Genomic DNA, 19,575 nt, shown 5'->3' with positions numbered 1-19,575 from the left:
CCCGCGGAGCGGGTACCCCTGCGCTGCGCGCAGGGCAGGGGCATGCCCCCGCTGCGCGGGGGGCGAGTGACGGAGCGTCACCACCCGCGCAAGCGCGGGTGGTTCGGCCGCTGCGCGGCCGTGCCCCTCTCCGCTTGCGCTCCGAGGGGCTCGCCTGCCCTGCGGGCTGGCGGCACGGTCCGCTGCGCTCCCCGTGCGAATGCTGCGCTGCGCTACGCATTCCGGCCCCCCGTGCCGGGGGCCTGGCGGTCCGCTCGCTGCGCTCGGGACCGAGCCCGCTACGCGGGCGGCTGGCTACGAGGGAGGGTGGCCGGGGTCGTATCCGACCCGTGCCGGTGGTCCCGGGGTTGAGCACGGGGAGTGATGCAGCATGTACCGTTGGCAGATCCGGGCCACCCCCCTGCATCACTCTTGGGCCTGTGTAGCGTTTGGGACCCCGGGCCACCACCTCCAGAGGGGTCCGGCCCGTGCCCGGGGCGCAGCCCCACCAGGGTTGACCTGCGCAGACGTTGGCCCGAGGCGCGGCGGGGCGCGGGAGCGGGGGTGGCTCCCGGCTCGAACTGACGGCCCGTCACGAGGTAGGGCTGAATTCCGGGGGTCGCAACAAAGCCCGGACTGGGGAATGGTGACCCTGCTTCAAAAACCCGCCCTAGACAAACTCTGGAACCAACCCACGCCACCACTACAAAGCCCGGAAAGAGCGCGGGAATCCGCCAGAGAAAGCCACCCGCAAAACCCGCGACTTCCCACCACATTCCGAAAACCGGGTCGAGAACCTGGGACCGGATCCCGGGCGCTCCGGAACAACCGTCCCTCTCCCGCCGCTGCGTTCCAGCAGCGAGCCTGGGGTCGACAAGGGGCGGCTTGCCTGGGAAACGGCGAATGGACAAGGGGTGGTTGCCTGCGGATCGCAGGGCGCGCGGTCAGGTGCGGCGGCGCCGGCCGAAGATGCCGCCGCCGGTCGGCGGCTGGTCCGGCTGCTCCTGGGCGGTTTCGGCGGCGGCGCGCTCGCGGTAGTTCAGGCAGGGGCGGCACTCGCCGCCGGGCGTCAGGTCGTCGGCGGGGTACACGTACCGCTGGCAGGTCGGGCAGGCCCACTTGGCGGCCTCCAGTCGGCGGAGCTCCTCTTCCCGCTCGCGGCGGGCGCGCTCGAGGGCGGCTTCCTGCGCCTTGCGGCGGGCTTCGGCGCGCACCGAGTAGGCGCGGTAGTCGTCGGGGTTGTCGAGGGCGTCCGCGAGGGTCTGCCAGGACGTGTGGCCGTAGCGCCACCACACGGGCCCGTGCGGGCCGTTCGCGGCAAGCAGGCGCAGCGTGGTGGCGAGCAGCGGCACCTTGCCGTCGTAGTCGCGGTAGCCGTCCGGCTTCTGGCCCTGCGGCGTGTGGCTGTCGCCTTCCCAGATGCCGCGCCAGTGGTCGCGGGCGAGTTCGCCCACCTCGCGCATGCGGGCCTGCATGGCGAGCTGCCCGACGTTCTTGGTGAACACCAGCGCCACCGGCGGGTAGCCCTCGCGTCCGGTGGCCGGCCATATGGTCCGCCACAGCGGCACGTCCCGCCCGTTGCCCGTGCCGGTGGGGACGCGGCGGGCGAAGAACCGGCGGTAGCGCTCGATCTTGTCCGCGACGATCGGCGGGCCCTCGGTGCCGTTGTCGACCTCCACGAACAGCAGCGGCACAACCTCGTGCCCGGGCGAGGCGAACACCATGTCGGCGCGCAGCGAACCGCGGGCCGGGGACAGGAAGGTGCCGCCGACCGGCAGCACCGCCTCCGTGGACCAGGCCGTGAGCGGCCCGAGCCCCTCCGGCCGCGCGGGCGGGTCGGCCGGCGGCGCGGCGGGGGCGAGCTGGTGCTTGCGGACGACGGGCTGCGTCGGCTCGGGCGGGGTCTGCAGAAACGCGTCCAGGACGTCGGTCACCGCCCGCGCGTGCTTCGCGCCGGAGGCCGCCGCCGCCTTCGCGGTGCCGCCCATCTCCCGGGCCGGGCGGTTCAGCACCACCGCCGCCGCCTCCAGCCCGGCCGGGGTCAGCGTCCACAGCTTCTCGGTGACCCGCACGCCCGCCTCGTTGACGCGGACCGCGCTGCCCGGCGAGACCACCAGGCGCTCCGCCTCGAGGTCCTTCAGCCCGCCGCGCACGGTCGCCGCGTCCTTCGTGCCCGGGCACATCAGCCGCCGTATCTGGTCCGGCGTCGCGACCTTGACCACCCCGAGCGCGGCCAGGCACATCGTGCGCGTCCGTCCCGTCGACCCGTACCGGCGCAGCTTCGAACCGCCCACCGCCTGCTCCTCCCTCCCGGCGCACCCCTCCCACGGGTGGCCCCTCTGTCCAGCCTGATCATGCAGGACAGAGGGGGTGTCGAGGTACGGCCAGGGCCCGGAACCTCGTGGTGATCTGCACAAACGCAGGCCGGGCAAGCCTCGGGCACCGCAGGGGGAACGCAGGGGAGACCACAGGGGCAACGACAGGGGACTGGTGCGGCTTGCCCAGCACCCCTTGTCCATCCCGCCGGGCGGCCGGCGGCGCGGCCGTGCAAATGCTGCGCGACGGCCAGGAGCACGAGCAGCTGCCCGCCGCGCACGGCGAGTTCACCGCCTCACACGCGCGCGTCACGCGCGCGCCTCGGAGCCCGCCACCGAGCCCGGCCGGGGCGGTGAAGATGAACTTGCCGCCGCGCCGGGAGAATCGGGCGATGACCGACCGCCGCCCGCTGGGCACCGGATGCGACCGAGCCGACCTGTCCCGCACCCGAGACACCGACCCGCCGCCCGCGCCGCGCGCCCAGCTCGCCGCCGAACAACTCCCCGCCGCCGCCCCGGCCGCCGAGGCGAAGTCGCGCCCGACGGCCGGGCGCCGCGTGCTCGGAGCTGGCCCCGCCGCGCCCGAGCTGTGACCGCGGCTGTGACCAACGCGGTGACACCGGCCTGTGACAGCCGCCTCCAGGCCGACCCGTGCCGGGGCGCGCCCTCACGCGCACGTGCGCGCGGCACGCCCGCCCCGCGGCACGCGCGGCACGCGTTGGCCCCCTCCGCCGTCCTGCCGTCCCGTCTCGTGTGCACGCGTGTGCTCGTGCACGTGTGCACGCCTTGAGTGCCTTCGCCGACCCGCTGGAGGCCCGCTGGGAGTCCGCCAGACATCCGCCGGGCGGCGGGCGCTGGACGGGTCTCAGCGGACTGCCAGCGGGCCTCCAGCGGATCCTCCGGCGGACCGCCACGGCACCGCCATCCTGTCCGTTTTGACCGCCATGGGCACCGCCATGGCACCGCCACCCGGCGGCCTCAGGTGTCGGCCGGTGGCGGTCTGCGGCGGTCCCATGGCGGTGCCGTGGCGGTGCCTGGTGGCGGTGAAAACCCGGGGGGGGCGCCGCTGATCGGATCGAATGGTCCGCGCAGGTCAGCATCGGTCCCGGCATCGGCCGGCCATGGGCCCCGATCGGCAACCGCCCGCCGATCAGCCGCCGTTCATAGGCCGGACCCTCACAGGCTCACAACTCACAGGCTAGCGCGCCGACCTGGCGAAACGGGGTGTGAGCCTCACACCTCACAGGATGGTCGGCCCATGGGCGGGACCCAGGACCCAGCTACCGGGCCGATCCGCGCCCACCAGGGGAAACGCCGGACCCAGGACCCAAGGACCCAGGTTTCCGAGGGGGTTGCTGGGTCCGAGCGGAGGCGCCGGGCCCGCCCGTGGACACACCGCGCGCCGATCCCACCGCGCCCTCTGCTTCCAGAAGGATGCCGGTATGACCGAATCGCCCTTCGAGTACAGCCAGAACAGGGTCAGGCAGGGAGCTGCTTGCGCCGACCCCGGCGACCTGGCGCAGTACCTGCACCGGGTCTCCGCGGACGCCCACAGCCTCCGGCACGGACTCGCGGACGCCGTCACCCAGGTCTTCGCCGGGCTCCTGTTGCCGGATGAACCGGGCGGGGACCTGCCGTATCTGCCCGACCGCGTGGAACGGCTGCTGTTCGACGACCTGATGGGAGCGGGCGTCCTGGTCCCGGATCAGGACCTTGCCGCCGCGCTGCGGCAGACCATGCGCCTTCTGGAAGAAGCCGCGCAAGCCACCCACTTGGCCCGCGCCCTGCTCGAACGGGCCGGCGGCGCAGTGGCCGCCCGCCCCAACCAAACGCGCTGCACGCCTGCCTGACGACCGAAAAGGCATCGCCCCGCCCTGGGAGACCCGGGCGGGGCGAAAGTGCGGGAGATCGGCGCACAGCCGGTTTCCCAGGGCGGCTAGCCGATCTGCTGGTCGTCCCAGAACGTCTGCTCCGGGATCAGGCCCGCCGCCACCGCCTGTTCCTCGGTGATCGTCCCGGCAGGGATCGGGGCGTTGCCCCGGTACTGGATCGCCTGCCAGGGCCAGGTCACACCCTCGCAGAACTGTTCGGGCCAGTCCCGCACGGAGCGGGAGCCGCGCCAGGGCACCCAGTCCATCAGTCGGAGCTCCTCCGCGCCGGGATCGCTCGCCGGGGACAGGCCGAAGCCGAACTCGGGCCAGCGCAGCCACAGCGAGGATCCGATCGGGCGCAGGTCCCGCCGCTTCACGCCCGGCGCGGCGTGCGGCGAGTGCGCCTCGATCAGCATCGCCGCGCCCCCGGAAACCGTGCGCAGCATCTCCAGCGCGGACATCAAGCCGCGGGCGGTCTCTTCCTCGTTCGGGTTGCCCAGCGCCAGCTTGTAGAGCGGGCCGATGGCGATCAGGTCCGGCTTGACCCGCTCCACCCGCCGCGCCAGCCACGACCGGTCGGCCGGGTTGGTCAGGTCAAGGCCCCGCTCGGGAATCTCGACCGTGACCCGGCCGGCCGGGATCGGCTCGCCCTCTTCGGCGGCGGCGTCGGCCATCTTGCGCAGCCACGGCCGCGCCTGGTCCGCGCTGTTCTCGACGTCGACCAGCAGCACCTTGACGGGCCGGATCTTCGCGCGCTTGAACGGGTGCAGCCCGGCGGCGGCGCGCATGAGCACCTGGCGCAGCAGCAGCGACTTGCCGCCGCCCTCCCCGGCCGTGACCATCAGCCGGTCCCAGCGCGCCAGCACGCCCGGGATCACCCAGTCGGGTTCGTCGTCGGCCTGGGCGAGGAAGTCCACCAGGTCCAACGGCGGCGCGTCCCGGTCGGCCAGGCCCCGGTCCCGCGCGGCCTGCATGTCGGCGACCGCGCGTTCGGCGATCTCCTGCGGGTCGCCGTCGGCCGCGTAGCCGAGCTGCACCGCGCGGGTGCCGGCCTCGATGACGCCGCGCAGCAGCGCCAGGTCCCGCACGCGTTCGGCGTAGTAGGCGCCGTTCGCCGCCGTGGGCACCGCCTCCACCAGCGTGTGCAGGTAGGACGCCCCGCCGACCCGGGCGAGGTTGCCGTCCTGGTCCAGCTTCCCGGCGACCGTGATCGGATCGCACGGCTCGCCCCGGACCACCATCGAGCACACCGTGTCGAACACGGTCTGGTGCGCGGGCTTGTAGAAGTCGGCGCTGGTCACGATCTCGATCACTTCGAGGATCGCGTCCTTGGACAGCAGCATCGCGCCCAACACGGCCTGCTCCGCGTCCAGGTCCTGCGGCGGCACCCGCGTGAAGTCGTCGCTCACAGCCCGCTCCCGTTCGCCGCGATCCGCGCCCGCAACGCCGCCACCTGCTCCGGTGTCGCCCGCCGCTCACCACCAGAACCAGCCGCATCCACCGGGCCAGCCTGGCCGGGCAGCCGGTGACTCGGGTGCTGCGCGTGGGTGACCAGGTCCCGGTAGCCCCGCGCGGGCATCTCCGCCGCCCGCTCACACAGCCAGTCCAGCGTGTACGCGCCGGTCGCCAGCAGCGATGCCGCCTGCGCCCGCAGCTCCTGCCGGGAGCCGTTCACCAACGGCCGGCCCAGCGCCCGGACGTACGCGTCGACCACCACGTCAGCCCCCGACGCCTCCGGCGCAGCCGCCTCTCTCTCTCGCTCGTGGGGCTGCTGTGACGGCTGGGCGCCGAACGCGCCAGCGGGGACGAAGAAGAGAGAGTTCAAATCCTTAGAACTATTGGTGCTCGATTTGAACACCCGTGAGAGATCGATTTGAACACCCGTGGCGGGTGTTTCCTTCGACGGGTGCTCAGATTGAGCACCCGCTGACCTGCGCTTCTTCGACGGGTGCTCAGATCGAGCACCCGTGGCGCGGGCAGGCTTCGACGGGTGTTCAGATCGAGCACCCGTGGCCTCGACGTGGCAGACATCCCCCACGCTGTGGCCGCCCGGACACCCCGTCTCGTGCCCGCCCGCCAGGTCGTACACCGGGGGCCGGCGGTCCGCCCGCAGGTGGCTCACCAGCTCCGGATCGCCCGGCAGCAGCACACCGCCGGCCTTCAGACGGCGCAGGTGCTTAAGCACCGTGGACTCGCCCATCAGGCACTCACCCGCCAGCGTCTCCGCCGAGGCGTAGCAGCCGCGCATCTCACCGTTCGTGTGGTTCGCCACCCGGATCAGCACCAGCAGCTCGCCGCCGTTCTTGCAGTGCTTGATCCCGACCTCGTCCACCCACGTCTGCGCCTGGTAGCTCACCGAGCCACCCCCGCCGGGCCGCCGTACGCCGCCAGCTCGGTCACCGCGCTCTGGATCGCCTGGTCCTGTGGCCCGCGGGGCCAGTCATCTCGTACGCTCAAGGGGAGCGCACCTCCTTGCCGGGAGTAGAAGTGCTTTCCGCCCGGGCCGCGAACCCGGGAGGACGTTCGGGCCCCGCCACATCTGGCGGGGCCTGTTGCGTTGTGCGGCCCATCCTGCCCCTGCCCGCCTGTGGACAGAGGACGGAGGGCCGGAATGCCTTGGCGCGTAAACCGCGTCATCGGCTCCTCAAACAGGCCGCCCCTGCCGCATGAAATACGGTTGAGCTGACGCGCTAGGTGGCAGCAAGAGGCGCCGCACGAAAAACGGGTTAACTGACGCGCTAGGCGATAGCAAGAGTTAGCGATGGGAGTTTCACCCTTTTCCGCAAACTCGGATTTGCGGCGTTCAATTGAAATCACGCAAATATGGATCTGCTTTCCTGCTTGCACGCACGCGGATTCTTTGGATGCGTGCGGTGCGGCTGTCGCGCGCCAGGGACTGACGCACCAATTGCTCACGGTCACGCTGCCTTTCGCATGTGCCCGGCGCCTGAGGGCGCCGGGCATTTGGCGCTGAGGGGACTTACGACTGAGTCTTGTGCGGAGCTGCCGCCGGCGCCGACTCCTGCCAGCCGATCGGGGCGAGGTTCTTGGTTGCGTCGTCCAGGGCGACGAACAGGGAGCGGGCCACCTTGCTCGCATCGGTCATCGCCGTGCTGAAGTCGTCGACCACAGCGTCGGTGTCGATCGCAGGCTCGGTGAGGAGGTGGCCCTCCTGGTGCCACTTGCCGACGAGCTGCTGCATCTGGGTGGCCGTCAACGTCAAGCGCTGGGCCAACAGTTTCAGGCTGGCCGTGGCCTCGTACGCGTCCTTGAGCCGGGCGAGATCCGGAGCCTCGCCATCGGCGAGAGCCGCGCGAATGCGCTGGTTGAGGCCGTTGACCGACTCGGCAGCGATGCCCGCGTACTGGGTGGCTGTGCGGTTCATGGGGGTCCTTCCGGGCAGGTCAGGAGGGGCTAGGGGACTTGAGTTCAACGGGCCGTCCGGGGGCGCACACGATCTCGCCGACGCCGATCACGCGGCCTGCGGCGGAGTACACGTTGCGCACGATCAGCACGGCGTACGTGCCGGCCGTCAACTCAAGGGCCGCGATGTCGTCGGCGGTGGCAATACGGGCGTCGGCAGCTCGGGAGGTGTTCTCGACGGCGTTGCCGGAGCGGTCTTGATAGATCGCCTGCCAGGTCGGGTTGCAGGGGGCCGATTCGTCCAGTTCGGGGACGACGGCAGCAATATCCCGATGCACCCAGGACCGCGACGCTTCGCGGATGATCGTGCCGCGCCGGACGACGCGGGCGCGCTCCACGCATTCCCCCTCGCCGATGTACCCGGCGACCCAGTCAGGTGCGTCGGTTCGGATGCTGTGCCGCCACTCGATCCGCTCGCCCGGCCGGGTGATCCCTCCGATTCGTTCCGCCCCCGTGATCAGCGCGCGGCGGTCGGCTACGAACACCCCCGCCCCTTGGCGGCTGTAGACGTAGCCGTCGGACTTCAGTAGAGCCACGGCCCGGTACACGGCGTTGTCGGACAGCCCGTACGTGTTCATCAGGGCCCGGGTCGACGGCAACTGGGCATGAGGTTGCAACTCCCCCTCATGGATCAGTTGCCGCAGGTCGTCCACCATCTTGGCCACGGTTCCGGCGCTCATCTCGCCTCCTCTCTTCCTAGCTTCCTATCGGATGTGGTTGACGATACCTGAAGTACGGCCTAACTTCCTATAGGAAGCTGCTTCCTAGGGGAAGTTGCCCGGATGGCAGTGCGTAGTGGCGGCCATACAGGAAGCAGTCTCTGACCTGCGAAAACGCAGGCGCCCGGCCTGGTGTTAGCGCACCAGACCGGGCGGCGGGACCGGTGTTAGCGCACCGGTCCCGCTGTCGGAACCCCTGGATGAGAGGGAGATCCAACGTGTCGATCGTGGCAGAACGGATGCCGTTAGCGCAGGTGGCCCCGCGCGCTGATGAGCATGGCAAGACGAAGGAGCCGCTGCCGCAGCGTCCGCGTGGCCCGCACCCGTACCGGGTGGGTGTCGCGGGGCGGTTCAGCCGGCCGGAGGACGCCCCGCTGCGCCAGGTGCTGGCGGGGTGGGCGGCCGAGTACCACGGCCTGGTCGTGGCCGTGGCGGCCAAGACGCTCAAGGTGCAGGACCGCTCCCTGGCGGAGGACGTCGCCCAGGACGTGTGGCTCGCGGTGTGGCAGCGCCTGCTCAGCGGCCAGAACGTGGACAACCCGCGCGGGTTCCTCGCGATGGCGGCGCGGCGCCGGGTGTACGCCCACTACGCGCTGGCCCGGGTGCGCCGTGAGGAGGCCACCGACTACAGCGACGCGGCGGCCGTGGCGCGGCTGGCGTCGTGGATCGGGGCGGCGGCATGAGTGCGGCGGAGGCGGCGAGGCAGCAGGCGGCGGCGCAGCTGGAGGCCGCCCGGCAGCAGGCTCGTGAAGCGCTGGTCGCGGCGCAGGAGGCGGCGGCCCGTCTGGCGGAGACCCTGGCGCAGGCGGCGCAGCCGACTGGGGGTGCCCGATGACCAGCGAGGTTGCCGCGCAGATCGGGCCCCGCGCGGTGGGCGCGATCTACCAGAACAGCGACGGGGCGTTCGAGGTGCTGTCGCTGGTCACCGACCCGGCCGAGGCGGCGCGCCTGCTCAAGCGCCGCGCCCGGTTCGCGGTCATCGTCCGTGACGTGCTGCGCGCGGACGGCCAGCCGTTCGCGGTCGGCTCGGTGTGGACCACCTCGGACCACCTGGTCCGGGCGGGGGGTGCCCAGTGAGCTACACGACGTTGTGGATCCTGCGCCTGCTCGCCGTGGCTGCGCTCACCGTCGAGGTCACCGGCCTCGTCACCGGCGACGACCAGATGCTGAACGTGGGGTTCCTGGCGGGCATGGCCGTGGTCGCCATCGGGTGGGCGCTGTCGCAGCGCGAAGAGGGTGATCAGCGGTGAGCCCGCGCCGTGTGAAGCCGCGTTCGGTCCCGTCAACGATCACCGACCCGACGCCCGGCCAGCTCGGCATCTTCGGCAGCTCCGAGCCGTGGCAGCCCACCGGCTGCGACTGCTGGCCGCCGGTGCTGCGGGGCTGCCGCCACTGCAAGACCTGTGACACCTGCCAGGACTGCCGCCAGTGCGCCGGCCGTGGATGCGAGTGCGCGTGCGAGGGCTGACGGCTCTCCGTCATCACCAGCCGAACGCCGGGCTGGTGGTGGCGGAGGGACCGGACAGCCCGGCCCGCCGAGAGGAGACCGCCACAGTGACCAGCAAGTTCATCGACGACAAGGTCGGCGAGGCGATCGCCGCCGCGGACGCCGGGGACGACCAGGCCCTGGCCCACGCGCTGATCGAGGCCATCAGCGAGAACGACGCGCCGTTCGAGCAGACCGTCCTCGCCATGACCGAGTCCGCCAACCGTCAGCGGGGGGCGTGATGTACGGCCAGACCCGTATCGCGCTGCTGGACCGCGCAGCCTCCGCCATCGAGCGGTGCGCCCGCGTGGCCCGGATGGCGCTGCGCCTCGCCACCAAGACCCGACTCGGGCCGACCGACCTGTACGCCGCGCTGGCCACCGCGAAGTTCATGGCGGCGCACGAGCTGATCGACCAGGCCGACGCGGCCTGTGACCTCGAGGACGAGACCGAGCTGATTCAGATCCGCCAGCCGATGTGGTTCGGCGGCACGACGATCGTGGAGGACGAACTGTGAGCACGCAGCCCTACAACTGGCAGGACGACCCCGGGTTCGCGCCGCCGCGCCCGACCCAGCCGCCCACCACGCCGACCGCTCCGCCTCCGCCCCGCCAGGCGCCGAACGGCTCCGGCCGGGCGTCCCGGGTCGCGGGTGCGGCGGGTTCGGCGGCCGGCGGATTCGTCGGCGCGATGGGCAGCTCGTTCGTGCCGCCGGTCACCGTCAACATCGGCGGCGACGGCGGCCGGGGCGGCGACGGCGGCGGCGGTCGCGGCGGCGCGGGTGCGGCCGGTGGCAGCGCGGACCGCCACCAGGGCGACCGGCTGATCTACGCCGTGGAGCGGATCGAGATCAAGGGCAGCAAGGACATCCTGGCCCTGGCCAAGGCGATCAACCACCTCGGGCGCGAGCTGCACCTGATCCTCGGGATGCGCGCGGAAGAGATCAACGGGGTGCTGTCCACCCACAAGGGCAAGTGGTACACCTTCGGCGCCTCCAGCCGGGTCAAGGCCCGCCTGGTCTCCGCCCACCTCAAGGTCAGCGCGGAGGCCGCGAAGGCGCTCGGGGTGGGCGCGCTGAAGATGGCGCACGCCTTCAACCGGCACTTCATCGTGCCGGAGCGGGAGGCCAAGCAGCGCCGCACCACCAAGACCGCCCGCCGTGAGTTCAACATGGAGGTGGACTGATGGCGCGCCGGAAGAACACGGCCGCTGCGGCGGCGGCGCCGGTGAACACGTCGACGGACATCGTGCCGGTCGGCAAGGGCGGCTTCTTCGGTCACCTGGTCGGCCATGTGGTCGGCAAGGCCCTGCCCTACACCCCGCCGTGGATCGGCGCCGCGACCCTGCCGCCGCTGGCCGGTTGGGCGACGAACACGATGTGGGGCGCGGACCCGATGTCCACCGGGCTGGCGTCGGCCGGCCTGGCGGTGGGCGGCGTGGTGCTGTCGGCGGTGACGTGGAAGACCACCCCGGCCGCGACGAAGTTCGGCGCGTTCCGCCGGGCGCAGGCAACCGCCTCGGTGGCGGCCGGGATGGGCTGGCTGACCTGCGCGACGGCTGCCGGGCCGTTCGGGCATCCGCTGGTCGACCTGTGGCTGATCGGCGGCGGGCTGTTCGCCGCGTCCTGGAACCTGCGGCAGATCCTGCGCAACGGCGCTTCCGGCGACGTCGCGGAGGAGACCGGTGGCGGCCTGGGCGCGCTGGCGGAGGCGATCGGCTGGGAGAAGGTCAAGGTCAAGGACGCCAAGGGTTCCGGCAAGGGCACCGTGAAAGCGGAAGTGGAGGTCACGGCCGGCGGCACCGTGCCCGATGTGCAGGCGACCACGGCCAAGCTGGCGGCGGCGCTGCACGTCCCGCCGTCCGGCGTGGTCGTCAAGCCGGACCCGGAGAACGGCGCCCGCGGCACGTTGTCGCTGCGGGTGGCGGATCTGCTCAAGGACGGTGTGCCGTTCGCGGTGCCCACGGCGCTGGGTCTGCTGCCCACCGATGAGATCCCGGTCGGCCTGTACGCCGACGGCGAGGTGTGGGCGATCAACCCGTTCGACGCCGACATCCTCCAGCACCTGCTGGTGATGGGCGTGACCGGCGCGGGCAAGAGCGAGTTCGCCCGCACCGTGCTCACGCACCTGATGTGCCGCCGCCAGATGTCGATTTTCCTGGTGGACGTGGCCAAGGGGCGTCAGACGGTTGGTCACATCAAGGACGGGCTGGACTGGTTCATCACCGAGACGGCGGAGGCCAAGCGCCTGCTGAAGGCGCTCCCGGGTGCTATCACCGCCCGCGGCAACGTGCTGGCGGATGAGGGCCTGGACCAGTGGACCCCGGCTTCGTCGCTGAACGCGATGGTGGTGTGGCTGGAGGAGGCCGCCGACCTGGCGGACTTCGACGAGCTGAACAAGATTGCCCGTGCCGCGCGGTCGGTGGGCATCTGGCTGGTGGTCAGCCTCCAGCGCGCCACCTGGACGAACATGTCCGTCGATGTGCGGACCAACCTCCAGGCCACGGCGTGCTTCGGCGTGGATGACCCGGGCGACGCCGGGTTCTGCCTCCCGGACTCCGTGACCGGTGCCGGCGCGGTGCCCGCGTGGGGTTCGGACCGGCCGGGCTACGCCTTCTCCACCGGCATGGGCATCCCGCAGGAGCGGTGGACCACCGAGGTGCGCTCCGCCCTGACCGAACGCGAGCTGCTGGCCGCGCTCGTGCAGGCCGCCGCCGCCGTCCGTGACCCGCTGGACGACACCACGGCGCAGGCCTTGGGCCAGGCGTACGCGCAGCGCTCCCACCGGGGCACCAACCGCACCACTCCGGGCGTGGCTGCCGCCGCTCCGGTCGCTTCCGCCGCTGCTCCGGCCGCGCTGTCCGCGATTCCGGGCCAGCCCCCCGTCCGTTCCGCCTACGTCCTGGAGGACGACACCGACATGTCCGAGATCGAGGAGGCCGCCGCCATGGAGCTCCAGGAGGCCCGCGAGGAGATCCTCGGTGCGATCCCCGGCGACCCGGAGCCCGACGCCGACTACGCCCACCTCCGCCTCGAGGACGACGTGCCCGACGTCGACGCCGACTCGGAGCTCACCTTCGAGGACGGGGAGCGTCCGTCGACCGAGGAGGCCCGGCACATCCTCTGCGTGGAGCTGGACGGCTTCGTGCAGCAGGGCCGCCTCGAGTTCGAGCCCGCCGACCTGATCCCCGCCACCGTGGCGGCCGGCCGCAAGCGCCCCTGGCTCCAGGGCGAGCTGAAGCGGCTCGCCGAGATGGGCGTCATCCGCCGGGACGGGCACGGCGAGTACACGATCCTCGCCTCCCCGCTCCAGCCCGCCTAGCCGTCACCGATTGTGACGCCCTGACAGTCACGGCGCGGCCTGACTTCCGACAGTCAGGCCCGCCGGGGGCCTATAGGGAAGTCACGGAACTTTGCACGTGACAGGCCCTGACAGTGCCTCTGACTGTCAGAAATCCCCGCCTCTGACTTCCGCCTGACAGTAACTCACCGTGAGGAGCACGAGCCGTGTCCTTCCCCCTCGAACCCCGCCCGTACACCCCGGCCGCGCCCCTCGCACAGCCCTACGAGGCGCCCCTCGCCGCGCCGCTGAGCGGGCCCGTGGAGCTGTACGGCGAACGCACCAGCAGCGAGCCGGTGGTGTACGTGCCGGACGCCTACGGACGCATGGTGCCCGTCCTGCGCTCGCAGGCCGACGCCCTGATCGCCGCCGTGCCCGCCACCCAGCCCCGCGACCTGTCCCCGCAGCCCCTCATCGACTCGCGCGCCCAGCTCGTTCTCGCGGGCGGGATCGGCACCGGCGCGGCGGCGGCCGGCGTCGGCTGGGGACTGGGCCAGTTCCTCGCCCCGCTCGCCGCCGTCACCAGCAGCGGCGCGCTGTGGGTGCTGGCCCTGCTCATGCTCGCCGGTACCGCCCGCCGTGGCGGTGGCGACACCTTCGTCACGCACAACCACAACCACGCCAAGTGGTGGGGCAAGGCGGGCGCGACGACGAAGAACGGCAGGTGAGCGCGGTGGGCCGCTACCAGGGCTCGATGCCGACCGCGCTGCTGCGCGACGACGCGATCCGCCCCACGGAGTACACCCGCTGGGCTGATGCCCGCGCACGGTTCGAACGCCGGGAGAAGGACGCGCAGATCGTGGCCGGCCTGGTGGAGACGATCCCCCGCCAGGGCCTGCGAGTCCCGATCGTCCTGGGTGTCTCCGACCGCGACGGCGCCGTGTACGTCGCGGACGGACACCACCGGGCCGTGGCGCTGATGACCCTGCGCGCCCCGCGCTTCCCGTTCCACTGGTACTGGATCAAGAGTATGGGCGTCCGGATCGAGGACCGGCCCTTCCCCTACTACCTGCTCAACACCGACTGACCCGGGCCGGGAGTTCGGAGCTCCCGGCCCGGCCGGCCACGACCGCGCAGCAAGCGGTCCCGACCCACGACACGGAGGTCCCCGTGACGCACCAGGCAACCTACCCGCAGACGCAGCCCCGCTCCCTCGATGCCCCGCCCGACCTTGACCGCACGCGCGCGGCTCCGGAGGCCGCCGCTGACGTTCCGGGCACGCCGGGCGCGGCTCCGGTCGCACGGGGCGGTGCTCCGGCACCGGTGACCGGAGGGCAGACTGCCGGGATGCGAACGACGGTGACGGAGGAACACAGCCGACCGGGCGAGGCGCCCGCAGCCGAGACCGCTCCGGTCGCGGCCGGTGCCGTTCCGGCGGCACGCCCGGCCGCTCCGGTCGCACCGGAGACCGCTCCGCCCGTGCGGGGACTGGGTGGCCGGGGGCGGCTGAGCAAGGCCGCCCCGGGGGGAGACGAGGGGGAGGCTGAGGCCCCGGCCGAGGAGTCCGAGTCCGAGGCGCGGTGGGTGGGCAAGGCCCTGCTCGCGGTGGCCTGTGTGGCCCTGCCCATCGTCGGCCTGATCGGGTTCGCGGTCTCCTACCGGACGCTGGAGGACTTCGCCCGGGAGAGCGGGTTCGGCTGGCTGTCGTGGGCGTTCCCGGTGGGCATCGACGTGTCCATCATCGGCCTGCTGGCCATGGACCTGGTCCTGATCCGCGCCGGGCGCCCGAAGCGGTCGCTGCTGCCGTCCGCGCACCTGATGACCGCCGTCACGATCGTGCTGAACACCGGAGCTGCCCTGCCCAGCGGCATGGGCGTCCTGCAGGGCCTGGCCGCTGAGCCGCTGAAGGCCCTGATGCACGGCGTGATGCCGTTCCTGTTCGTCCTCGGGGTCGGGGCGCTGCGGCACTGGCTGCGCGTCACCACCCGCGCGCAGCGGACCCGCCCGGACCGTATCCCGGCCCACCGCTGGATCCTGGCCCCGGTCACCACCGGGCGCCTGTACCGGCGTATGCGGCTGGCGTCGGTCACCAGCTACCAGGAGATGGTCAAGCGGGAGCAGGACCTGCACGGCTACGTCACGATGCTGAAGCAGAAGCTCGGCGGCGACCTGTCGACGGCCACCGACATCCAGAAGCTGCCCATGACGATGGCCCCGCGCGGGTTCACCGTCGAGCAGGCGCTGGCCCTGCCGGAGGAGTGGGAGCGGCAGCAGGAGGAGCGGGAGCAGCAGGAGGCGGAGCGCGCCGCGCGGAAGGCGGAGCGCGCTCGGCTGCGGGCGGAGCAGCAGCGCGAGGAGGCGGAACGCGAGCGGCTGCGGGCGGAGCGGGAAGCGGAGGAGGCCAGCCGCGCCCGGATCGCCGCGCTCAACCGGAAGGCCGACGAGGTGGCCGCCGGCCACCTGGCGAGCGTCCGCACCCACGAGGCGGCCGGGCAGGCGGAGACCGCCCGGGTGCTGGCGGAGCAGGCGCGGCAGCAGGCGGAGCGCAAGGCGCAGATGACGGAGCAGGCCGAGGAGTCGGCGGAAGCGGCAGAGGCCCGCCGCCGGGAGGCCGAGGCGACGCGGAAGGCGGCCGAGGAACTCGCGGAAGCCAAGCGGCTGAAGGCGGAGGCGGAGCGCCTGGAGGCGGAGGCGGCGGAGCAGCGCCGCCGCAAGCTGGCGGTGGATGCCGAGGCGGAGCGGGCGACCGCTGACGCGGAGGCGGACCGGCTGCGGGCGGCCGAGGCGCGCCGCCGGATCGCGGTCCTGGAGGCCGAGGCCGCCACGGCCGACGCCTGGGCCGACCTCAGCCCGCGCCAGCTCAAGGCCCGCAAGGTGGCCCGCATGATCCTGGCCGCCGGAGGCAACGCCGACTACGTCGACGTCGTGGAGCTGAAGAAGATCGAAGCCGCGGTGAACGTCGGCCGCACTGTGGCCGGGGAGATCCGCAAGGAGGCGCAGGAACTGCTAGCGGGCGGCTACAACCCGGCGACCGCCTACCAGCCCCAGAACTGGGGCTGACACGGCCTGAACACGGCGAGCGGGGCGGCACCCACCACCGGGTGCCGCCCCGCTCGCCGTTGGCGCACCAGGCACCCCCGACCACGCCCCCGACCATGAGCACCAGGACCCCGACCACAGCCCCGACCACGGCAGGTCAGCGCGGTGGACACGCCGCGGCTGCGCTACGTCCAGGCGCGGGCGGCGATCCAGTGCTGGAAGGTGTCGTCGGTGAGCGCCTCCACAAGAAGGTCCGCCGCCCGCTCGGGACTGATCTTTGCCTTGCTCGCCCCGTCCGCGATCCAGGCGCTGAGCCGGGCGACGTGCTCCGAGCTCAGCACCCACCGCCCCGCCTCCCCGGCCGGGCCGGTGCCGTCACCGTCGGCGCTCATTCCCAAATTTGGGAATGAGCCGACGGGCTGGTCCTGGCCGTGGGCGACGACCGTGCCCGTAACCGCCTCGCCAGCCCCGCGCCCGGTGCGCTTGGCCGGGGCGGGCTTGCGGGCGGGTGGGAGCTGGCGGGGCACGAACAGCGCCTCCAGGCGCTCCGGCTCGGCGCCCGACCGCAGGAAGTCGGCGAGGTTGGCCACCACCTCCGCGGTAACCCGGCGCCCGGCCTGCTGGCCGTGGCGGCGCAGCTCGGCGTACCAGCGGGCAACCTCCCCGTGGCCCTGCTTGTCGGCAACGTCGACCAGGGCGCGGACGTGCGAGTCCGGGGCCGGCCGCTCCAAAGCGTCGGTAATCGCCTTGGCCAGCGGCCACTCGCCGATCTCGCGGTAGGCGGCCGACTCGCTGATGCCGTCCCACTCGTCGTCCAGGTACTGCTGGCGGGTGCGCTGCCCATCCTCGCCCCGGAACAGGCGCCGGCGGAACGCGGCGTCCAGCGCCTTGCCCCGCATCCACTTCGCGGCCTGGTGGTGGTCGCGGGCGGCATGGATCCGGTCGAGCTGCTGCTGCTCCTTCGCGTCCAGCGGTCCCGTGCGGTCGAGATCCTGGGGTTCGGGGATCAGCTCGGGGACGAAGGCGCGCGCCCGGTCCCGGCGACCGAGTGCCTTGTCGTTGGAGGTCATGCTCACCGCCTCGCCTCGGGCAGGTGCCCGAGCCGGGTCAGCTCGGTGACGAGCGCGTCGTAGGGCTTCCTGCGCTCGGGCTTGTCGCAGGGGAAGCCGACAGCCGACGCGATGCCTTCCCGCCTCGGGATCTGGGTGGACAGGACCGTCCAGCGCGGGTCGCTGCCCTTCTCGCCGCCGTTCGTCAGCAGGTCCGCGTACTTCTTCGGGCTGGCCGCCCCGGCCTGGCAGCGGTTCAGCAGCACGTACGTCGCAGGCGGCTGCCCGCTCTCCCGCAGCGCGGCGGACCGCTTGATCACCTTGGCGAGCGCCGTTCCCCGCTCGGGCTTGACCAGCCGGTCGTAATCCGGCTGCGTGGGCGACAGCGTCAGGATCACCAGATCCACGACTTCCAGTATCGAGTCCACGACATCCGGGTGGTTCTCCGCGTGCCCGGCATCCACCAGGTTCACCCGGGAGTGATCCATCTCCGGGTAGACAACCTCCGCGAACGCCGGGGTGTCCGCCACGTGCACCTCGCACGGGAAGTCGCCGGCCTCCCGCGCCCACGCCGCCAACTGCAACGACTCGTCCGCGTCGTAACAGGTCACGGGGTGGCCAGCCCGCGCCAGGGCATAGGCCAAGAGACCCGTGTTCGTTGTCCCGCCCATCGTCCTGGGCTTCAGGCTGGCAATCAGCATGCGCGCCACCCTACGGACCCCAGCAGCGGCCGTGGTGGTGTCCGCGCAGCATTCGCACGACCCCGGCCGGGCCCGAGACGGCGCCGCCGGCCACAACCACCACCAGGAGCGAGGCGAGCGGCGGCGCTGGTGGTCCCGCCGCGCCTGACCACCGCTCATGCCCGGACCGGCAACATCTCTTGCGGCATCTCCTGCACGATCTCTTGCGGCTTCCCTTGCGACATCTCTTGCGCGAGCCTTCCCGGGCGCTGCGCGTTGCCGCTGGTCACCACGCGGTTTTGAGCGTGGTCGGGGGTCTGACATCCCCCCTGGAGCCTCCCTCAGCCGCCCACGATCAGGAAGAAGGGGAGTGGGGCGGGGCTGGGGCAGAGGTCGGCTCGGCGGGGGGATCGGGCGTCCTGGAGGCTCGTTGCGCGTCGGCGGCGCCTCCGCGCTGCCCGGCCGCTGGAGCGTCCGGGGTGGTGGAGCGGGGGACAGCGGGGCGCGGCGGCGAACGGCGCTGTTGCGCCGGGTGTTGCGGTGGACGTTGCGCCAGGGTGTTGCGGTGAGGGTTGCGGTAGACGTTGCGCAGCCTCGTGGCGGGCGCTTCCGTCATCGCTGGTCAGCGCCTCACCGGGGCGTGGTCGGGTTGCTGACATCCCCCTCAGAGCACCCCACGACCGCCCCGGCCTGGAAGAAGAAGGGTGGGAGGGAAGCGGGCGGGACGCGGGGAGCGCCTCGGGGGATCGGGCGCCGGCCGTTGTGCCCGCGCGCGTCGGCGGGGCCGCGCGCGGTCGAGGCAGGGCGGTGTCCGCGCAGCATTTGCATGGGTCCGGCGGGGGCCCGGCCGGGCTGTGTCATCTGTGTCATCAACCCCCTGTTTCCCCAGGTGGCCACGGTGCGCGCCGTGGATCTGTGTCACTGATCAGCCTGCACTGTTCACGCCGTCACCCACGCCCGGAACGGGCCGTGAGGGCCTGAGCGTGGCGACGCGGTCGTCCTGGCGGTGGTGCCGCTCGGCGAGCTTGGCGCTCCGCCCACCCCGCCCTGGTGCTGCGCCCGACACCGGCGCGCGGCGCCTGCTAACGGCCGGGGTTTTTGGAATGGGGTTGGTTTCCACGGGTTTTGCGGGCGCATTCCCACGGCGCATTCCTGCGCCTTTCCCGTATTCCGGGGTGGTGGCGGGGGCTGGTTCCAGAGTTTGTCTCGGGCTGGTTTTTGAAGCAGGGTCACCATTCCCCGGTCCGGGCATTGTTGCGACCCCCGCTATTCGCCCCCACCCCGTGACGGCCCGTCAGTTCGAGTCGGGAGCCACCCTCGCACCCGTGCCCCGCCACGCCCCGGACCAACGTCCGCGCAGGTCAGACCTGGTGGAGCTGCGCCCCGGACACGGCCCGGACCTCTCCGGGGGTGGTGGCCCGGGGTCCCAAACGCTACACAGGCCCGAAGTTTGATGCAGGGGGTGGCCCGGATCTGCCAACGGTACATGCTGCATCACTCCCCGTGCCCAACCCCGGGACCACCGGCACGGGTTGGGCACGCCCCCGGCCACCCTCCCTCGTAGCCAGCCGCCCGCGTAGCGGGCTCGGTCCCGAGCGCAGCGAGCGGACCGCCAGGCCCCCGGCACGGGGCCCAAATGCGCAGCGCAGCGCAGCATTTGCACGGGGAGCGCAGCGGACCGTGCCGCCTGCCCGCAGGGCAGGCGAGCCCCTCGGAGCGCAAGCGGCCCTGGGCCG

The 19,575-nt window shown here is 72.5% G+C and carries 20 protein-coding genes; 13 read left to right on the top strand and 7 right to left on the bottom strand.

Translation table 11 applies throughout. The features are described from left to right. Positions 1-923 precede the first annotated feature (923 nt). On the bottom strand, positions 924-2,273 hold the full coding sequence (locus ABTX62_RS36215) for a replication-relaxation family protein (protein WP_352120162.1): 1,350 nt from the start codon (positions 2,271-2,273) through the stop codon (positions 924-926). Between the two features lie 413 nt (positions 2,274-2,686). Here ABTX62_RS36215 and ABTX62_RS36210 point away from each other — a divergent pair, with 413 nt between their 5' ends. Both ABTX62_RS36210 and ABTX62_RS36205 read left to right on the top strand, forming a co-directional pair. Continuing rightward, entirely contained in the window at positions 2,687-2,887 is a 201-nt protein-coding gene (locus tag ABTX62_RS36210; RefSeq protein WP_352120161.1) for a hypothetical protein, read from the top strand. Between the two features lie 849 nt (positions 2,888-3,736). Next, positions 3,737-4,144: a hypothetical protein gene (locus ABTX62_RS36205; protein WP_352120160.1), complete on the top strand. Its 408-nt coding sequence runs from the start codon at positions 3,737-3,739 to the stop codon at positions 4,142-4,144. Between the two features lie 86 nt (positions 4,145-4,230). Here the strand turns inward: ABTX62_RS36205 and ABTX62_RS36200 are convergent, their stop codons facing one another. The 4 genes from ABTX62_RS36200 to ABTX62_RS36185 form a co-directional block, all read right to left on the bottom strand. After that, entirely contained in the window at positions 4,231-5,574 is a 1,344-nt protein-coding gene (locus ABTX62_RS36200; RefSeq protein ID WP_352120159.1) for a DnaB-like helicase N-terminal domain-containing protein, read from the bottom strand. Further along, entirely contained in the window at positions 5,571-6,521 is a 951-nt protein-coding gene (locus ABTX62_RS36195; protein ID WP_352120158.1) for a helix-turn-helix domain-containing protein, read from the bottom strand. The genes ABTX62_RS36200 and ABTX62_RS36195 overlap by 4 nt, the downstream gene beginning before the upstream one ends. Before the next feature lie 624 nt (positions 6,522-7,145). Beyond that, positions 7,146-7,550: a hypothetical protein gene (locus ABTX62_RS36190; protein WP_352120157.1), complete on the bottom strand. Its 405-nt coding sequence runs from the start codon at positions 7,548-7,550 to the stop codon at positions 7,146-7,148. A gap of 19 nt (positions 7,551-7,569) precedes the next feature. After that, a complete protein-coding gene (locus tag ABTX62_RS36185) occupies positions 7,570-8,244 on the bottom strand; it encodes a GntR family transcriptional regulator (RefSeq protein WP_352120156.1) in 675 nt (224 codons plus the stop codon). Between the two features lie 302 nt (positions 8,245-8,546). Here ABTX62_RS36185 and ABTX62_RS36180 point away from each other — a divergent pair, with 302 nt between their 5' ends. The 11 genes from ABTX62_RS36180 (at position 8,547) to ABTX62_RS36130 (ending at position 16,131) form a co-directional block, all read left to right on the top strand. Beyond that, positions 8,547-8,990 carry an RNA polymerase sigma factor gene (locus ABTX62_RS36180; protein WP_352120155.1) on the top strand — a complete coding sequence of 148 codons (444 nt, stop codon included), beginning with the start codon at positions 8,547-8,549 and terminating at the stop codon, positions 8,988-8,990. Then, positions 8,987-9,142, top strand: coding sequence for a hypothetical protein (locus ABTX62_RS36175; RefSeq protein WP_352120154.1), 156 nt, complete (start codon positions 8,987-8,989; stop codon positions 9,140-9,142). Before ABTX62_RS36180 ends, ABTX62_RS36175 begins: the two co-directional genes overlap by 4 nt. Next, entirely contained in the window at positions 9,139-9,384 is a 246-nt protein-coding gene (locus ABTX62_RS36170; protein WP_352120153.1) for a hypothetical protein, read from the top strand. The genes ABTX62_RS36175 and ABTX62_RS36170 overlap by 4 nt, the downstream gene beginning before the upstream one ends. Continuing rightward, positions 9,381-9,557, top strand: a complete 177-nt coding sequence (locus tag ABTX62_RS36165) for a hypothetical protein (protein WP_352120152.1) — start codon at positions 9,381-9,383, stop codon at positions 9,555-9,557. Before ABTX62_RS36170 ends, ABTX62_RS36165 begins: the two co-directional genes overlap by 4 nt. 304 nt (positions 9,558-9,861) lie before the next feature. Next, complete coding sequence (locus ABTX62_RS36160) at positions 9,862-10,035, top strand: hypothetical protein (protein ID WP_352120151.1); 174 nt, start codon at positions 9,862-9,864, stop codon at positions 10,033-10,035. Continuing rightward, the gene (locus tag ABTX62_RS36155; protein WP_352120150.1) at positions 10,035-10,310 is read left to right on the top strand and encodes a hypothetical protein; all 276 of its coding nucleotides are present in this window, start codon (positions 10,035-10,037) and stop codon (positions 10,308-10,310) included. Before ABTX62_RS36160 ends, ABTX62_RS36155 begins: the two co-directional genes overlap by 1 nt. After that, a complete protein-coding gene (locus ABTX62_RS36150; RefSeq protein ID WP_352120149.1) occupies positions 10,307-10,978 on the top strand; it encodes a TraA-like protein in 672 nt (223 codons plus the stop codon). The genes ABTX62_RS36155 and ABTX62_RS36150 overlap by 4 nt, the downstream gene beginning before the upstream one ends. Continuing rightward, positions 10,978-13,113 (top strand): FtsK/SpoIIIE domain-containing protein, encoded by a 2,136-nt coding sequence (locus ABTX62_RS36145; protein ID WP_352120148.1) that lies wholly within the window; start codon positions 10,978-10,980, stop codon positions 13,111-13,113. The genes ABTX62_RS36150 and ABTX62_RS36145 overlap by 1 nt, the downstream gene beginning before the upstream one ends. Positions 13,114-13,298: 185 nt before the next feature. Further along, entirely contained in the window at positions 13,299-13,799 is a 501-nt protein-coding gene (locus tag ABTX62_RS36140; RefSeq protein WP_352120147.1) for a hypothetical protein, read from the top strand. Continuing rightward, positions 13,796-14,158 carry a ParB N-terminal domain-containing protein gene (locus tag ABTX62_RS36135; protein ID WP_352120146.1) on the top strand — a complete coding sequence of 121 codons (363 nt, stop codon included), beginning with the start codon at positions 13,796-13,798 and terminating at the stop codon, positions 14,156-14,158. The genes ABTX62_RS36140 and ABTX62_RS36135 overlap by 4 nt, the downstream gene beginning before the upstream one ends. A gap of 260 nt (positions 14,159-14,418) precedes the next feature. Then, a complete protein-coding gene (locus ABTX62_RS36130; protein ID WP_352120145.1) occupies positions 14,419-16,131 on the top strand; it encodes a DUF2637 domain-containing protein in 1,713 nt (570 codons plus the stop codon). Positions 16,132-16,295: 164 nt separating this feature from the next. Here the strand turns inward: ABTX62_RS36130 and ABTX62_RS36125 are convergent, their stop codons facing one another. Next, positions 16,296-17,180: a hypothetical protein gene (locus ABTX62_RS36125; protein WP_352120144.1), complete on the bottom strand. Its 885-nt coding sequence runs from the start codon at positions 17,178-17,180 to the stop codon at positions 16,296-16,298. A 2-nt stretch (positions 17,181-17,182) separates the two neighbouring features. Further along, positions 17,183-17,860 carry a class I SAM-dependent methyltransferase gene (locus tag ABTX62_RS36120; protein ID WP_352120143.1) on the bottom strand — a complete coding sequence of 226 codons (678 nt, stop codon included), beginning with the start codon at positions 17,858-17,860 and terminating at the stop codon, positions 17,183-17,185. Positions 17,861-19,575: the final 1,715 nt, after the last annotated feature.

It is taken from the genome of Streptomyces sp. NPDC096046, assembly GCF_040303285.1.
Classification (GTDB): Bacteria; Actinomycetota; Actinomycetes; order Streptomycetales; family Streptomycetaceae; genus Streptomyces.
The sequence above is the reverse complement of the archived record's forward strand: the minus strand, read 5'-3'. Positions and strand labels throughout refer to the sequence as shown.